This is a genomic window from Flavobacterium denitrificans DSM 15936 (assembly GCF_000425445.1).
Lineage (GTDB): Bacteria > Bacteroidota > Bacteroidia > Flavobacteriales > Flavobacteriaceae > Flavobacterium > Flavobacterium denitrificans.
In genome coordinates this window covers 663637-678696 of sequence record NZ_KE384377.1, presented here as the reverse complement: position 1 = coordinate 678696, position 15060 = coordinate 663637, and the positions used below count along the sequence as shown (strand labels likewise).

The 15060-nt window shown below is 33.7% G+C and carries 15 protein-coding genes; 4 read left to right on the top strand and 11 right to left on the bottom strand.

Annotated features, from left to right (window positions below):
- The first annotated feature begins 177 nt into the window (after nucleotides 1–177).
- Nucleotides 178–3384: a PAS domain-containing protein gene (locus tag H600_RS0114915; protein WP_026729538.1), complete on the top strand. Its 3207-nt coding sequence runs from the start codon at nucleotides 178–180 to the stop codon at nucleotides 3382–3384.
- Between the two features lie 61 nt (nucleotides 3385–3445).
- On the opposite strand, the gene H600_RS0114910 is transcribed toward H600_RS0114915, so the two are convergent.
- Nucleotides 3446–3877, bottom strand: a complete 432-nt coding sequence (locus H600_RS0114910; protein WP_026729537.1) for a response regulator — start codon at nucleotides 3875–3877, stop codon at nucleotides 3446–3448.
- Between the two features lie 215 nt (nucleotides 3878–4092).
- On the opposite strand from H600_RS0114910, the gene H600_RS0114905 reads away from it, so the two are divergent.
- On the top strand, nucleotides 4093–4596 hold the full coding sequence (locus H600_RS0114905; protein WP_026729536.1) for a pyridoxamine 5'-phosphate oxidase family protein: 504 nt from the start codon (nucleotides 4093–4095) through the stop codon (nucleotides 4594–4596).
- Nucleotides 4597–4691: 95 nt separating this feature from the next.
- Here the strand turns inward: H600_RS0114905 and H600_RS23190 are convergent, their stop codons facing one another.
- Together H600_RS23190 and H600_RS0114890 are read right to left on the bottom strand one after the other, a co-directional pair.
- Nucleotides 4692–6131: a DUF72 domain-containing protein gene (locus H600_RS23190; protein ID WP_245176574.1), complete on the bottom strand. Its 1440-nt coding sequence runs from the start codon at nucleotides 6129–6131 to the stop codon at nucleotides 4692–4694.
- 70 nt (nucleotides 6132–6201) lie between these two features.
- Nucleotides 6202–6762, bottom strand: coding sequence for a YciE/YciF ferroxidase family protein (locus H600_RS0114890; protein WP_026729535.1), 561 nt, complete (start codon nucleotides 6760–6762; stop codon nucleotides 6202–6204).
- Between the two features lie 186 nt (nucleotides 6763–6948).
- Here H600_RS0114890 and H600_RS22945 point away from each other — a divergent pair, with 186 nt between their 5' ends.
- Nucleotides 6949–7518 carry a hypothetical protein gene (locus H600_RS22945; RefSeq protein ID WP_051234430.1) on the top strand — a complete coding sequence of 190 codons (570 nt, stop codon included), beginning with the start codon at nucleotides 6949–6951 and terminating at the stop codon, nucleotides 7516–7518.
- A 91-nt stretch (nucleotides 7519–7609) separates the two neighbouring features.
- Here H600_RS22945 and H600_RS22575 read toward each other — a convergent pair whose 3' ends face one another.
- From H600_RS22575 to H600_RS0114860, 5 genes are all read right to left on the bottom strand, one after another.
- The gene (locus tag H600_RS22575; protein ID WP_026729534.1) at nucleotides 7610–8257 is read right to left on the bottom strand and encodes a DUF5661 family protein; all 648 of its coding nucleotides are present in this window, start codon (nucleotides 8255–8257) and stop codon (nucleotides 7610–7612) included.
- A gap of 87 nt (nucleotides 8258–8344) precedes the next feature.
- The gene (locus H600_RS22740) at nucleotides 8345–8506 is read right to left on the bottom strand and encodes a DUF1328 domain-containing protein (protein WP_084157389.1); all 162 of its coding nucleotides are present in this window, start codon (nucleotides 8504–8506) and stop codon (nucleotides 8345–8347) included.
- A 108-nt stretch (nucleotides 8507–8614) separates the two neighbouring features.
- Nucleotides 8615–9700, bottom strand: coding sequence for a DNA topoisomerase IB (locus tag H600_RS0114870; RefSeq protein ID WP_026729533.1), 1086 nt, complete (start codon nucleotides 9698–9700; stop codon nucleotides 8615–8617).
- Between the two features lie 12 nt (nucleotides 9701–9712).
- Nucleotides 9713–9952, bottom strand: coding sequence for a DUF7218 family protein (locus H600_RS0114865; protein ID WP_026729532.1), 240 nt, complete (start codon nucleotides 9950–9952; stop codon nucleotides 9713–9715).
- 309 nt (nucleotides 9953–10261) lie between these two features.
- A complete protein-coding gene (locus H600_RS0114860) occupies nucleotides 10262–10807 on the bottom strand; it encodes a hypothetical protein (protein ID WP_026729531.1) in 546 nt (181 codons plus the stop codon).
- 222 nt (nucleotides 10808–11029) lie between these two features.
- On the opposite strand from H600_RS0114860, the gene H600_RS0114855 reads away from it, so the two are divergent.
- Nucleotides 11030–11617, top strand: coding sequence for a DUF4142 domain-containing protein (locus H600_RS0114855; protein ID WP_026729530.1), 588 nt, complete (start codon nucleotides 11030–11032; stop codon nucleotides 11615–11617).
- A gap of 320 nt (nucleotides 11618–11937) precedes the next feature.
- Here H600_RS0114855 and H600_RS0114850 read toward each other — a convergent pair whose 3' ends face one another.
- The 3 genes from H600_RS0114850 to H600_RS0114835 all read right to left on the bottom strand — a co-directional run bounded on the left by H600_RS0114850 (nucleotide 11938) and on the right by H600_RS0114835 (nucleotide 14792).
- The gene (locus H600_RS0114850) at nucleotides 11938–12990 is read right to left on the bottom strand and encodes an NAD(P)-dependent alcohol dehydrogenase (protein ID WP_026729529.1); all 1053 of its coding nucleotides are present in this window, start codon (nucleotides 12988–12990) and stop codon (nucleotides 11938–11940) included.
- Nucleotides 12991–13208: 218 nt separating this feature from the next.
- Nucleotides 13209–13616 (bottom strand): cupin domain-containing protein, encoded by a 408-nt coding sequence (locus tag H600_RS0114840; RefSeq protein WP_026729528.1) that lies wholly within the window; start codon nucleotides 13614–13616, stop codon nucleotides 13209–13211.
- 303 nt (nucleotides 13617–13919) lie between these two features.
- The gene (locus tag H600_RS0114835) at nucleotides 13920–14792 is read right to left on the bottom strand and encodes a helix-turn-helix domain-containing protein (RefSeq protein WP_026729527.1); all 873 of its coding nucleotides are present in this window, start codon (nucleotides 14790–14792) and stop codon (nucleotides 13920–13922) included.
- Nucleotides 14793–15060: the final 268 nt, after the last annotated feature.

Below are 15060 nucleotides of genomic sequence, written 5' to 3'. Positions count from 1 at the left end.
ATCATACCTAGCAAATAAAATTAACTCTATAGATTTAAAAATTAGCTCATTCAAAAAACCCGAATTCTATTCCTGAAATTTTTTATTAATTTTATTTTTTTATCAAAGATCGAATACAATATATAACTATATTTATTACATAAAATTTATTTTTCAACTCAGCAAAAGGAATTTTAAATGAAAAATACGAATTACGATTTTCTTTCAAATGGAGGTGAAATGGGGGCTCTGACCCGCGCCAAAGATTGGAGCAAAACCTCTCTTGGGGCGGTCGAAACTTGGCCTCAAAGCCTTCGTACCACTTTAGGCATCCTTTTGCACTCAAAATTTCCCATGTTTTTGTTTTGGGGACCAGAACATATTTGTTTTTATAATGATGCCTATCGCCCAAGTTTAGGAAAAGAAGGAAAACATCCGGATATTTTAGGGCAAAAAGGTGCAGAATATTGGCCAGAAATTTGGGATTTCATTGGTCCGTTAATTGACCAAGTTTTGAATGATGGAGAGCCTACTTGGCACGAAGATCAATTAGTCCCAATTTATAGAAACGGAAGCCTAGAAGATGTTTATTGGACTTTCAGCTATAGCCCAGTTATGAACGATGACGGAAAAATTTCAGGCGTTCTGGTAGTTTGTACCGAAACTACTGAAAAGGTGAAGATTTGCAAAGAACTAGAAGAAAGCAATGAACGCTACCGCAATAATATACTTCAGACTCCAAATGCAATGTGCATTTTTAGAGGAAAAAATTTTGTTGTCGAAATCGCCAACAAACTGATGCTTGAAATCTGGGAACGCAAAGAACATGAAGTTTTAAACAAACCCATTTTTGAAGCTATTCCAGAAGCTTCTGGCGCAGGCTTAGAAGAACTTTTAATGAAAGTATACCTGACTGGCGAACGTTTTACGGCAAATGAACTTCCAGTAAAACTAACCCGAAATGGCAAAGTAGTCAATACATTTATCAATGTGGTTTATGAAGCTTTGAAAGAACCCGATGGAACAATTTCCGGAATTGTAGCTATTGCAAACGATGTGACACTTCAAGTTAATGCTCGAACTGCCATTGAAGAAAGTGAAAAACGGTTCAAAAATATTGTAAAACAAGTCCCGCTTGGAATCGCAATACTTAAAGGAAAGGACTTAATTGTTGAATTAGCAAACGACACCTATTACCAAATTGTAGACAAAACCGAAGAAGAAACGCTCAACAGACCCGTATTTGAATCGGTACCTGAAACTAGAGATGCTGTGTATCCGCTGATTTCGAAAGTTTATGAAGAGGGAGTTCCGTTTTTTACTGATGAATTGCCAGTCATCATTAATCGATATGGGCGACAAGAAGAATGTTATTTTAATATAGTTTTTCATCCATTAAGAGAAGAAAGTAACAAAGTATCCGGTGTTATTGTTGTTGGGTATGAAGTTACAGAATCTGTAAGGACTAAACATCTTTTGGCAGAGCAAGAAAAAGCTTTTAGAAATTTAGTGATGCAGTCACCAATGGCCATGACCATTTATAAAGGAAAAGATTATATTATAGAATTAGCCAACACGGCAATGCTAAATGATATTTGGCAAAAAAAAGAAAGCGAAACGATTGGCAAACCCGCTTTTGAAGTTTTTCCCGAATTATTAGATCAAAAATATCCACAACTGCTTGATGATGTATTAACCAAAGGAAAAATTGTTAGTGAAAATGAAGCAATTGCTTATATTGACATCAAAGGCAAACTTCAAAAATTTTATCTGGATTATCAATATACCCCCTTGTACGAAACTACCGGAGAAATTTCGGCCGTGATGATTAATGTCATCGATGTAACAGATAAAGTAGAAGCTCGAAAAAAAGTGGAAGATGCAGAAGAAAGAGTACGACTTGCTTCTGAAATTGCAGAAATCGTAACCTGGGATTTAAATGTCGTCACACAGGAATTAATTTACTCTGATAATATGTTGATGCTTTTTGGTCTTGAAAAAAACAAGAACGTAACTCGTGCACAGATTTTAAGTCAAATTATTCCTGAGGATACTCCTGTAATCCAAAAAGCTTATGCTAAAGCATTAAAAACTACTATTTACAGATACGAAGCCCGAATTTTAAAGCCCGACAATTCTATTTCGTGGATTAGAGTTCATGGCAAATTGTTTTTTGATGATTTAAAAAATCCTACCAAAATGCTCGGAATCGTAATGGATATTACAGATGAGAAAAACAATCAGGAAATTTTAATGAAAAGTGAGCAAAGGTTCAGACTCCTTGCCGACTCTATTCAGCAGTTTGTTTGGACCAGTGATGCAATGGGAAATATGAATTACTTTAATCAATCTGTTTATAATTTCTCTGGTCTTTCAAAAATCAATATTAATCAGAATGGATGGCTTCAAATTGTTCATCCTGATGATCGCGAGGAGAACATTAATCGCTGGATGGAAGCAATAAAAACTGGTAATGACTTTTTATTTGAACATCGATTTCTTCGTCATGATGGAAAATACAGATGGTATTCTAGTCACGCGATTGCACAAAAAGATGCTGATGGAAAAATTCAGATGTGGGTAGGCACAAGTACCGATATTCAAGAGCAAAAAGATTCGACCACTTTACTTGAAAAACAAGTTTTACAACGTACTGAAGAATTGGAAAGCAAAAACAAAGATTTGATCAACATGAATATTGAACTTCAGTCTTTTGCATACATTTCAAGTCACGATTTGCAGGAACCACTCAGAAAAATTCAAACTTTTGCAAGTCGTTTGACTGATCTCGATGAACAGAATATTTCGGCTAAAGCCAAAACGTATCTAGAACGTATTGAATTTTCGGCCAAAAGAATGCAGGCACTGATACAAGATCTACTTACTTATTCCAGGACTAATTCGGCCGACAGAACTTTTGTAAAAACCAATTTAGATGAAATTGCTGAAGAAGTCATTATGGATTTTTCTGACCGCATTGAAGAAAAAAATGCTGTTATCGAACTCCATCCTCTTGGCGAAGGCACTGTAATGCCTTTTCAATTCAGACAATTGCTTCATAATTTAATTGGAAATGCTTTGAAGTTTTCGCGTAAAGATGTTCCGCCGCACATTCAGGTAAAAGCGAGAAGAGTTTTGGGAAGCAAATTGAATTTTAAGGTCGATTATCCCGATAAAATTTATTTCTGCTTACGAATTTCGGACAACGGAATTGGTTTTGAAGATGAATACAAAGAGCGCATTTTTGAAGTTTTTCAAAGACTGAACACAGAAACCGAATTTTTAGGTACTGGAATTGGGCTCGCAATTGTGAAAAAAATCGTAGAAAATCATAAAGGAGTCATCAAAGCTCAAAGCAAAAAAGGAAACGGCGCTACATTCAAGATTTTTCTCCCTGAATTATAAAAAAAATACCAGATTCATTTAAAAATAAATCTGGTATTTCTTTTTGTCAAAAATGCTGAGATTATAATTTATAGACAAATGTCTTTCGGTCTGGAATAAATTCTTTCCAATTTATGGATAAGGAATATTCGATAGCTTGTACGATATCTTTCATCAAAACCGGTTTTGTAATAAAAAAATTCGCGCCTAATGCAATGCATTTCTCGATAATGCTTGGCTCATTTGAAGTTGAAAAAATGATAATCGGAATATCATTATTTTCTTTAGACCCTTTGAGTTCTGTTAAGACATCAAATCCATTTTTTCCCGGCATATTTAGATCTAAGAAAATCAAATAAGGCTTAGGAGGCGAATGCGCAATTGCATTTAGTAGCTTTTCTCCGCCAGAATAAGTCTGAAGCGTTACCTCTTTGGATAATAATTCGACGGCGTCTGCAAAAATGCTCAAATCGTCTTCGTCATCATCAGTATAAAAAATTAATAATTCGTTCATGCAGAATGGGTTAATCTATTTTTTGTAAAGATAAAAAAAATAAATTATGATTGTTAAAATCAATATAAATTCTCACAAAACAGCAAATTGAAATCTGACAATTAAAAAATATAATTCTATAATTCTTTCCATTTCAAAAATCACAACTTTGTATATGCTTACTCAAGTTAAAGTAAGTCAACAATATAAGATCAATTTATCAAAATTAATAAGTCATGGGAGATCATAAAAATCTTATCGAAGAATTAGCGATAAACAAAATACAAGAACTCGCAGGAAACATAAAAACCTGCATGTTTTGCACGTACAAAAATGAGCGTTTGCAATCACGACCAATGTCTGTTCAAAAAATTGATGATTTGGGCAATCTTTGGTTTTTATCTGACCGTAACAGCAGTCAAAACGCTGAAATTACAATGAACCCAATTGTCGAAATATTTTTTGCAGAACCGCACGATAAATTTCTTACCCTGCACGGATCTGCAACGATATTGTATGATAGAAAAACGATCGAAGCTTTGTACGATCCTATTGTAAAAGTTTGGATGCCGGGCGGTATAGACGATCCTAATTTAAGCGTCATAAAAGTAGTTCCAGAAGATGGTTACTACTGGAATAACAAACACGGCAAAATAGCTGCGATTGCAAAAATGACCGCCGCCCTTGTAACCGGAAAAACTATGGATGACGGAATTGAAGGGAATCTGCAATTACAGTGATTTAAATTTAGCCTCAAAATTCACAAGGATTTCGTTAAGTTCATCAAGGTTTATTAGCTTTGAGTGCTATGCGCAAATCTCTGTGAAATTTGCAGTTATGCAAAAATCCGCTTCATCTCTAAAGCGTCTAAAATTCCGGCATCGCTGGCCGTATTATTAAAATAAACAAATCCCGTTTCTAAGGCGATTTCTCTTTTTATCTGAAATAATTCATCAAAAGAATAACTTGAATAAAACATTTTTGGAACACCATGAAACCGAATGTAAAGTAGAGGAAATTCTGTAAAAATAGTTCGAGGAAGTTTTGGATGGCTTACACTGCAAAACGTTATATTGTTTTCTAAAAAAGAATTCCATACCTCATGATTCCACCAACTTCCATGCCGAAACTCAATGACATTTTTAAAACTCAAATCAAGATTTTTGACAATATGAATCAGTCTTTCAGAAGTAAAAGAATAACTTGGCGGAAACTGAAATAAAACGCATGCTAATTTCTCCTTAAAACCTTCGTTACAGCATTTATAGAAATCAGACAATAAAACTTCGCAATCTATAAAAGTTTTAATATGCGTAATTTCTTTGGGGGCTTTTACAGAAAACAAAAAATTATCTGGAGCTTTATTGTACCAATTTTCAAAAACTCTAATCGTTGGAAATTTATAAAAACTTCCATTAAACTCATACGTGCTGAAATGTTGGCAATAAAAATCGAACCATTTTGAAGTAGGCAGGTTTTCAGGATAAAAAACACCTTTCCAAAATCGATTGTTAAAACTCGAGCATCCTATTAAAATATCGCTTTTCATACATGAAGTTGTTGCATTAGTACAGAAAAAACTTCGACGGTTCTTTTTTCCCGTCGGTTTTTTTAATAAAGGCAGATTACAGCGCAGGCAAGTCTTTTTTGTATAAGCAAGCCAATGTTTCTTTAATTCGAATTTCTTTTTCCAATACAAAAATTCAAAACTGTAAATAGAACATTCTGAGATAATTTCGGTAATTTTTTCAGACGGAATTTTTCCAACCAATGATTCCGGGTGAATAAAACAGCGATACAGAACCTCATTTTTGATGATATTTCCAACTCCCGAAAATATATTTTGATCCAGAATTGCATCACAGATCATTTCATTCGGAATTTTATCCAAGCTTTCTTTGGCTTTTTTGGGATTCCAATTTTCGTTTAGAACGTCTTCGCCCCAATCATAATATTGACTTACGGCACCTTCTAAAATTTTGATGGAACAAGTATAGAAATTGATTTCACCGTTTGAAAATTGCAAATGCAATCTGGGCGTCGTTTCTTTTTGTTCATTAATGCGATAAGTTCCAAACATCAGCATATGAATTTTGACAGTAAAATCTTCAAAACAAATTAAAAAATGTTTCCCCCAGGTTTTGAATGACAAGATTTTTTTGTCTTTTAAACGTTGTAAATCAATACTGCTGTTTCCCGAAATTTCAATCACTTTTTGGCCGGCAAAATGCTGTACTTCTTCCTTTAAGATTAATATCGATGGCCCTTCGGGCATAATTTCATTTTTTAGTTCTTAAAAAAAAGTGCAGTCGTAAAACTGCACTTTATGTCTTAATCTTTTAATCTTATTCTGCTTCGGCAGCTTCAAGATTTACAGCGTTTACAGCAACTTCAGTCAATATTTTATCAGCTCCTTTTTCTTCGTCGAGTGTTTGTTCTAAGAGTGTTGCAGCTTCTTCCAAACCAAGAGTTTCTGCAAATTGTCTCAACGTTCCATAAGTAGCGATTTCATAATGTTCGATTTTCTGGCTTGCAGCAATAATTCCAGCATCACGAACTACGCCAATTTCAGTTTCTTCCAAAATCCCTTTCCCTTCTTCAATCAAACCTTCCATTGCATCACATTTTTTTGCTGTTGGTTTTTTGCCAATAAGCTCAAAAACTTTTTCTAAACGCGAAACATGTTCTTCAGTTTCAACTAAATGATTATTGATTGCTGCAATCAATTCCTCAGAAGTTGCATTTTTTGCCATTACTGGCAATGCTTTAGTCAAAGCTTTTTCTGCCCAATACAAATCTTTTAGGCTTTCTTCAAATAATTCAGTCAAACCTGCTGCTGCGTTTGATTTTGGCTTTGTAACTCCTCGTTTCACCGAAGTAGTATTTTTTTTATCCGTCGTTTTCATGGTAATTTTTTTTATGATTAATAGATTATAAAATTAGCACCGGAGGTTCGAGAAAAGTTATAGCATTTTTAAATTAAATTTCATTCTAAACATCTGTTAATTATACAATTGACACAAAAAATCCTATAAAGAATACTCCCGATTTCGGGGTTAGATTTGTATTTATAAACTTAAAAACTCGATATCATGAATACTTTAGATAATAGAAACAGCACTTTTAATAAAGATCCTAGAAATCAAAATGCTTTTGACAGAAATACTGTAATGAACGAAGAGCTTTATGAATTAAATGATCAAAAAGAAACCGACAACAGCATCGAAGAAACTGCCGATCGTGGCTATACGGTGAGAAATGGTTTCAATCCAAACAAACCAAATCCAGAACAAGATGCAATAGGTTATGATGATGATTTAGATGATTTGAATGATGATTTTCATAACGACAGAGATTTAGAAGACAACAATGACGATGTTTATGAAGTGGAATTGGAAAACGAGGATGATTATTTGGATGAAGATGACGACGAAGAAAACGACGAATTCGACAATCCTGCAGATACTTTTGAAAACGACTTCAACGAAACGGAAGATGATTTAGAAGACATTGACGAAGATGACGAAGATGACGAAGATGATGAAGATGATGAAGATGATGATGACGAAGATGACGATGAAGACTCAACTTACATTGAGGATGATGTTCAAGAAGAAGATGACAATGAAAATTATACAGACACAGATCCAAGAAGATTTTAACTTTTTTGAGAACCAAAAAGAAACCGTTAAGAGCAAAATGTTCTTAACGGTATTTATATTTTAGGTGGTAAATTAGAGCTATAAATTTAATTCAATCTCCGATTTTTTCTAAAGTTGGAATATCATCCATTTTCTGTAAACGTTCTATTAATCCGTTTTTGGCTTCAGTCAATTCCATTTCGGCTTTGCCTAATTCTTTATACCATTCTTCATTTCCAGTTTCTGAACTTTCGATTTTTCTCATAATTTCATAAATTTCGCCTTCAGCTTCCATGACTTTCAATCGCTTGTAATAAGTCAAACTTTCTGTCATGTGCGCCAAGGCAATCATTGCTGTCAAAAAAGGATGATTGTTGGTAACGTTTACATCTCTCACTCTTCCGTGCTCAAGTTCTACTTTTAAGGCAAAAGCAAATTCTTCTGTATTAAACTTTTCGTATTTGCTGTTTGGATTCAAATAGGCTTTAATGGCTTCAACATTATTCATTGTCGACAAATCGACTTCGGTCTGATTACTGTCCATCAGATCATGATAAACCACATTTGCAATGGCTCTCGCTTCCGCTATTGTTGGGTCGTTCTCAGGATTCTCGAAATCGCGAATAGACCAATCCCAATTTTCAGGATGCACAGGCTTGATGTACTTTTCACAAAAATCTGTAACATCTTTTTTTAAGCTTACCATTTCATTTTCTCTTTTAATATAAACATCTTGATAAGCACCGCTTTTTGTTCCCATAATTTATTGTTTTAAAAGGTAAAACGACACATTTACCGAAGTAGATGTGTCGTTTTTGATTTGTTCTTTTTTACTGAGATGCTCAGTTTAAACACTTCTTCTTCCGCTGATTAACGAAATGATAAATAATACCAAGAATATAAAAAATAAAACTTTTGCTATACTAGCGGCTCCAGCGGCAATTCCGCCAAAACCAAATATTCCCGCAACTATTGCCAGAATAATAAATATGACTGTCCAACGTAACATAATAATTGATTTTTAGTTAATAACGATTTGTTTGTTTCTCAAATTTCATGCTTTTATAAGAGATGCATTAACTCTAAATATTTTATTTATAACTTAATAAATCATTGATTACAATAAATTTACCTGAAATTTTTCGATCAATTCTGCAAAAGCACTTTCTGATCTTGAAAAGTACTTTCTGGTGCTTCGGCTTTTTTTCACTTTGTCGAAATACTGTTGAATCGAACCATCTTCATAAGTCGAAACCAACAGCGGATGAACATAATAGTTTTTGCACACATTACGCGTATTTCCGAGTGCCTCTGCTGTGGCGTCATACGCTTTCACAATGTTTTTTTTGATTTCTTTTTCGTCAGTCGAAATTCCAATTTCCATCAAATTTTCAAAAAAAACTATCGATGCTCCCCAGGTTCTAAAATCTTTAGCGCTGAAATATTCGCCCGAAATCTGATGCAGATACTCATTGACCATATGGCTATCCAAAACTTTTCGTTCACCATTATTGTCGTAATATTTAAAAACTTCCCAACCCGGAATTTCCTCGCAACGACTAACTAACTTTATCAATTGTTTATTTCGAGTTGTAATCGTATGTTGCTTTCCTTTTTTTCCGACGAATTCAAATCGGAGTGAATTTTTATTGATGTTGATGTGTCGCTTTCGCAAAGTCGAAAGTCCGTAAGATTTATTGTCTTTTGCATACTTTTCGTTTCCAATCCGAATGTGCGTTTCCTCCATTAATCTAATTACAAGTGCTATAACCTTATTTTTAGACCACTCCTTCTCTTCTAAATCTTCGTCAACCCTTTTTCGTATTGAAGGCAGTTTTTGTCCAAATTCGGCAATCTTGTAAAACTTTGTTTGATTCCTGATCTGATTCCATTTTGGATGATAACGGTATTGCTTTCTATTTTTGACATCTAATCCAACAGCCTGCAAATGCCCGTTTGCTAAATCAGAGATTCTGACATTTACCCATGCAGGGGGCAAAACCAAACTGTTGAAACGTTTTAATTCGCTTTTTTGCTTAATACAGCGTCCGTTCTTTTTATAAATAAATCCATCTTCGCCTGCACATCTCTCGATTGACAATTTTTGATTGCTCACATAAACCAAATCCAATTTTTCAAGAACCGTTTGTGGCGACTTGATCAATTGATTCATAAGTTTTTGTTGTGCGATTTTTACAGGCATGGATTTCTAATTTTAATTGTTTCTTAAAGAATTTATCAAAGCTTTTTTATTCATATACGAACGTCCTTTTATTCCAACTTTGACGGCTTGTTTTAGCAATTCATCTTTAGTCCATTCTTCATAAGGCTTTGCTTTTCCTCCTTTTTCTCCTGCATCTGGCGTATTAGCAATTCTAGCTGATTTCTCTTTGCTGTAGCCTTTTTTTACCAATGCCTCATATTGCTTTTCATTCTTTATTCTAGGATCTGGCATGACTTTAAACTTTAAGGTTAATGATTTAAGATGTATGGTATTCCAAAGTTCCTCGAAAAGCAGGATTTTTCTGTTATATAATTTTTGGATTAACTTTCATAATTTGAGTCGAAAGTCATAAAGTCATAAAGTCGAAAGTCATAAAGTCGAAAGTCAAAAGTCAAAAGTCAAAAGTCAAAAGTCGAAAGTCAAAAGTCGAAAGTCAAAAGTCAAAAGTCGTAAAGTCGTAAAGTCTAAAAAATTGCGAGCAAAAAAAATCCCAACTCTTTTAGAATTGGGATTTAAAAATAGATTTTGAAATTTAATTCATTACCATTCTGGTGTCAAACAGGAAATCAATTTTCCATCTTTTGTTGCGCCTATGTAACCTTGCCCTTTTAAATAATAAAAATTAAAATGACCATAATTAACTATTGCTTCTATTACTAATAAATTAGTATAATGACAATAAGGTGTTTTTAGTTCGCCATTATAAGTTATGATTTTGTACTTCGTATTCTGATCAACTGACCATATCTGGTTTACTTTGAACTTTTTATCAAATCGAATATATTCCTTTTTGATTAATTGATCATATTGATAAATCACACCATTTTTTTCTCGCAGGTATAATATAGCTACATCATTGCTTTTCCATTCTTGTTTGATTGCTGTATATAACATTCCATTTATATTCTTAGTACCTAATTTAGTTTCCCAATAAAATGTATCGGCCCAAAGTATTTTTTTCTTAAACTCATAAGAAAGCGGAAAATAGCTTCCATCTTCTGTTCCTGAGCAAAACTTTTGGCCTTCACCAATTTGTGCGTAAGTAATACCAGTTAACAGCAGCAAAAAGAAAGTTATTTTTTTCATTTAGTAGAATTATTTTTTTGAGGTTTATAAACATAAAAGCAAATGCACTTCATATTGTGGGGAGGTGCAAAACAAATATTATAATTAATCTCAAATTAATTTTACGGAAAACCTCATTCTATTCTTATTGATTCAAATCATATAACAATCTCTCATAATCCTGTAAGACATTCCTGTAACTTCCTGAATAATTTTACATCATAACCTTTAAACTATAAAATCATGAAAAAGATACTATTAGCCGGAAAAGCAATTTTAGGAGCAGGACTTATTATTTTATTCCTTCAATCTTGCAAAAATGAAACGAAGCAAGAAGATCCAAAAGAAGTTGCGGAAGATGCTAATGAAGCCAAATTTGATTCTATTGACAGCAAAGAAGATGATTCTGAATTTTTGGTAGATCAGGCGGAAATTAATCTGGCAGAAATTGAAATTGGAAAATTGGCGCAGCAAAAAAGCACAAATCCTGAAGTGAAAAAATTCGGAAAAATGCTGGTTGATGAACATACAAAATCGGCTTCTGAAGTTAGTGCTTTGGCGAAAGCCAAAAACTTTACGCTACCAACTTCTTTAACTGAAGAAGGTCAAGACGAATACAATAAATTAAATGAAAAATCAGGTGTTGATTTTGATAAAAAATTTGCTGATATGATGATCGACGGTCACGAAAAAGCAATTGACAAACTTGAAAAAGCCTCTAAAGACGCCACTGACGAAGATGTGAAACAATGGGCATCAAACAATATTGCAGGTCTAACAGCACATTTAGAACATGCTAAAATGCTGAAACAAAATTTAGATAAAAAGTAATCTTTTAAGGTGCTAAGATTAAAAAAGTAAAATAAATTTAATTGGTTATTATTTATTTTAAACGCTAAGATTCTGAGATTCTGAGATACTAAGTTAAGTGAGCATCTAAGAACCCCAAATCTTTGCTAAAAACCCCTCAAGAGTTGAATTGCTTGAGGGGTTTGTTTTTTTTTAAGGGGCAAAGATTCAGAGAGACAAAGGGACAAAGTTTTTTCCTTTGTTGCTTTGAACCTTTGTAACTTTGTAACTTTGTAACTTTGTAACTTTGTAACTTTGTAACTTTGTAACTTTGTAACTTTGTAACTTTGTAACTTTGATATTTACTTCAAAGAAGCCATATCAATTACAAAACGATATTTGATGTCTCCTTTAAGCAATCTTTCGTAAGCGTCGTTTACTTCGTTTACACCAATTAACTCGATGTCTGCAGTAATGTTATGTTCAGCACAGAAATCAAGCATTTCTTGAGTTTCAGCAATTCCGCCGATAGCTGAACCTGCAAAACTTCTTCTTCCTAACAAAAGGCTGAATGATGTTACTGGCAGCGGTTCCATTGGTGCGCCAACAAGCGTTAGCGTTCCGTCAACTTTTAATAAATTCAAGTAAGAATCGATATTATGTTCCGCCGAAACGCAGTCTAAAATAAAGTTGAGGCTTTTTGAATGTTTTGCCATTTGCTCCGGATCTGTAGATAAAACCACTTCATCAGCGCCAAGCTCTTTTGCTGCTTCAAATTTTGACAAAGAAGTTGTAAATACCACCACATGAGCACCCATAGCTTTTGCCAATTTGATTCCCATATGCCCTAAACCGCCAATTCCAACGATTCCAACTTTTTGGCCAGGACCAACTTTCCAATGTTTTAATGGAGAATATGTTGTAATTCCAGCGCAAAGTAATGGAGCAACTCCAGCTAAATCAAGTTTATCAGAAATATGCAATACATAATTTTCATCCACTACAATGCTTTGAGAATAACCTCCAAAAGTATGTCCTCCTAAATGTTTGTCTGGCGAATTGAATGTCAATATGCTTCCTTCGTCACAATATTGCTCCAAATCGTTTTTGCAATGATCACATTCTCTGCATGAATCAACCATACAGCCAACTCCCGCTAATTGCCCTACTTTGAAGTTTTTAACGTGGTCTCCAACTTTAGTCACGCGCCCTACAATTTCATGTCCGGGCACAATTGGGTACATTGTTCCGTGCCATTCATTTCTAGCAGAATGCAAATCAGAATGGCAAATACCACAATATAAAATTTCAATTTCTACATCATGAGCTTGTACCGCTCTTCTTTTAATATCTAATGTTTTTAATGGTGCTTCGGCAGCTTCTGTACCAAAAGCTTTAATGTCTTTTGTTTCCATAATTTGTTTTTTGTTGTTTTTGTTTGAAGTTTCAGGTTTCAGGTTTTGGAACTATGGAAAAGTTTCTCGCAGATTTGGCAGATTTAAACCGATTTATTTCATATCAAATTGATAATATGAAAGTTACAAAAATATTTTCTCTTTCATATCAAAATAAATCATTCCAAAATCTGTATAAAAAAATGCTAAGAAGCTTAGAACCTTAGTAACTAAAAAAATCAAGCCCTTTGAAAAGAAAAATATTCTTCATCCGTAACTTTTTCAAGCCAAGTTCCAAAGCCTTTATCAATTTCTGTGATAATTGCGATGTAAGAAAATTTATTAAACGGAGTTGCGCCGTACCAGTGTTCGATGCCTGGCAAGATCGTAACTACTTCATCTTTTTGAAGCATTCTAATTTCGCTTCCTCTTTCTTGATAATAACCAGTTCCGCCTGTAGCAATCAGCATTTGAAGACTAACATTGCTGTGCCAGTTGCTTCTTGCGCTTGGCTCAAATGAAACTTCTTTAATAGTCGTATTTTCAGGATGAATTTCGCTGGTTTGTTTTTTATATGACACTTCACCTGTCATATAAGTATTTGGAACTTTTCCTTCTTCGGTCACTGTGGTGTATTGTGTCGACATAATTTAGTTGTTTTTAGGTTAATAATTTATTTTAAAAGTTATCGTAAACTATCTTTCGATAGCAAAATCAGAACGGCCAATCTCTAAAAGAGATTTTGAGTTAATTCATTCTTTAAAATTTTATATTATTTTATATCAAGCATTTAAAACTAAACCGTAAAGCTGGGACCTCGCTTTTATGAAGTGTTTTTTAGTCTTTAAAAACCGATAAATGATTTGTTTATTAATCTGGGACAAATGTAGTACAATACTAAAGTCCAGAAATAACAATATTCAAACAAAAAATTATGAAAATGAAACAATTTACATTCTCAACGATTTTGGAACCGTTCCTGTAAGTCTTTTAAAATAATTATTAAAGTAGCTCGGATATTCAAATCCTAAAGAATAACCAATGTCAGAAATACTCCAATCTGTATGCTGTAATAATGCTTTTGCTTCGTTGATAATTCTTTCTGTGATATGCGAAGTCGTAGGCTTTCCTGTAACTTCTTTAACCGAGCGATTTAAGTGATTTACGTGTACAGCAAGGCTTTGTGCATAATCCTGAGGCGTTTTTAATAAAAGTGGCTGATCTTTTGTTTCAATCGGAAATTGTCTTTCTAGTAATTCCAAGAACAAAGATGTAATTCTAGAAGATGCATTTTTTGGTTTAAAGAAATTCTCCGAAGGCTGCATCTTCATTGATTCGTGCAAAATCAAATTGATATAATTGCGCATTAAATCGTCTTTAAAAGCATAATCTGTTTCATATTCCTGAATCATTTTTTGAAACAATGAATCTATAAAAACCTTTTGTTCTGCGGTTAAAGAAAAGATTGGCGTACCTCCTATTTTAAACAAAGGTGATTCTTGAAGAGCTTCTGAACGCTCCTTTGATTTCAAGAATTCTTCTGTAAAAACACAAGCATATCCCTCATACTCTCCTGAAATGGTTTCCCATGAATATGGAATAATTGGATTGCCGAAAAACAAAATCGTACCGTCTGTTTCTATTCCACGGTCAGCGTATTGTATGATACTTCTACTCGTATTGATGCAGATTTTATAAAAATCCCTACGGCTGTAAACAGGAATCTTGCTTTGATCTCCATTTATTTGATAAACTTTAAACCCCTTCAGCTGTAAATCTGAAGTAAAATCGCAATTATTAATATTTTGTGCCTGATTATTCATTTTGCAAAGTTATGAAAATCAAACAATATTATTTTAGTTTATTTTGTTTCAGGTTTCAGGTTTCTCCCGAGGCTTTGGGATCAGGTTTAACCGCAAAGAGCGCAATCCCGATAGCTATCGGGAGCTATTTTTTTTTTTAGTTGAGTGAAAGAATCTCGCAAAGTCGCGAAGACGCAAAGTTTTTTTTGCACGCAGATTTTGCAGATTTAAGCAGATTTTTATTTTTTATATTGTGAAAATAAAATCTTTACCAATCTGCTTAAATCTG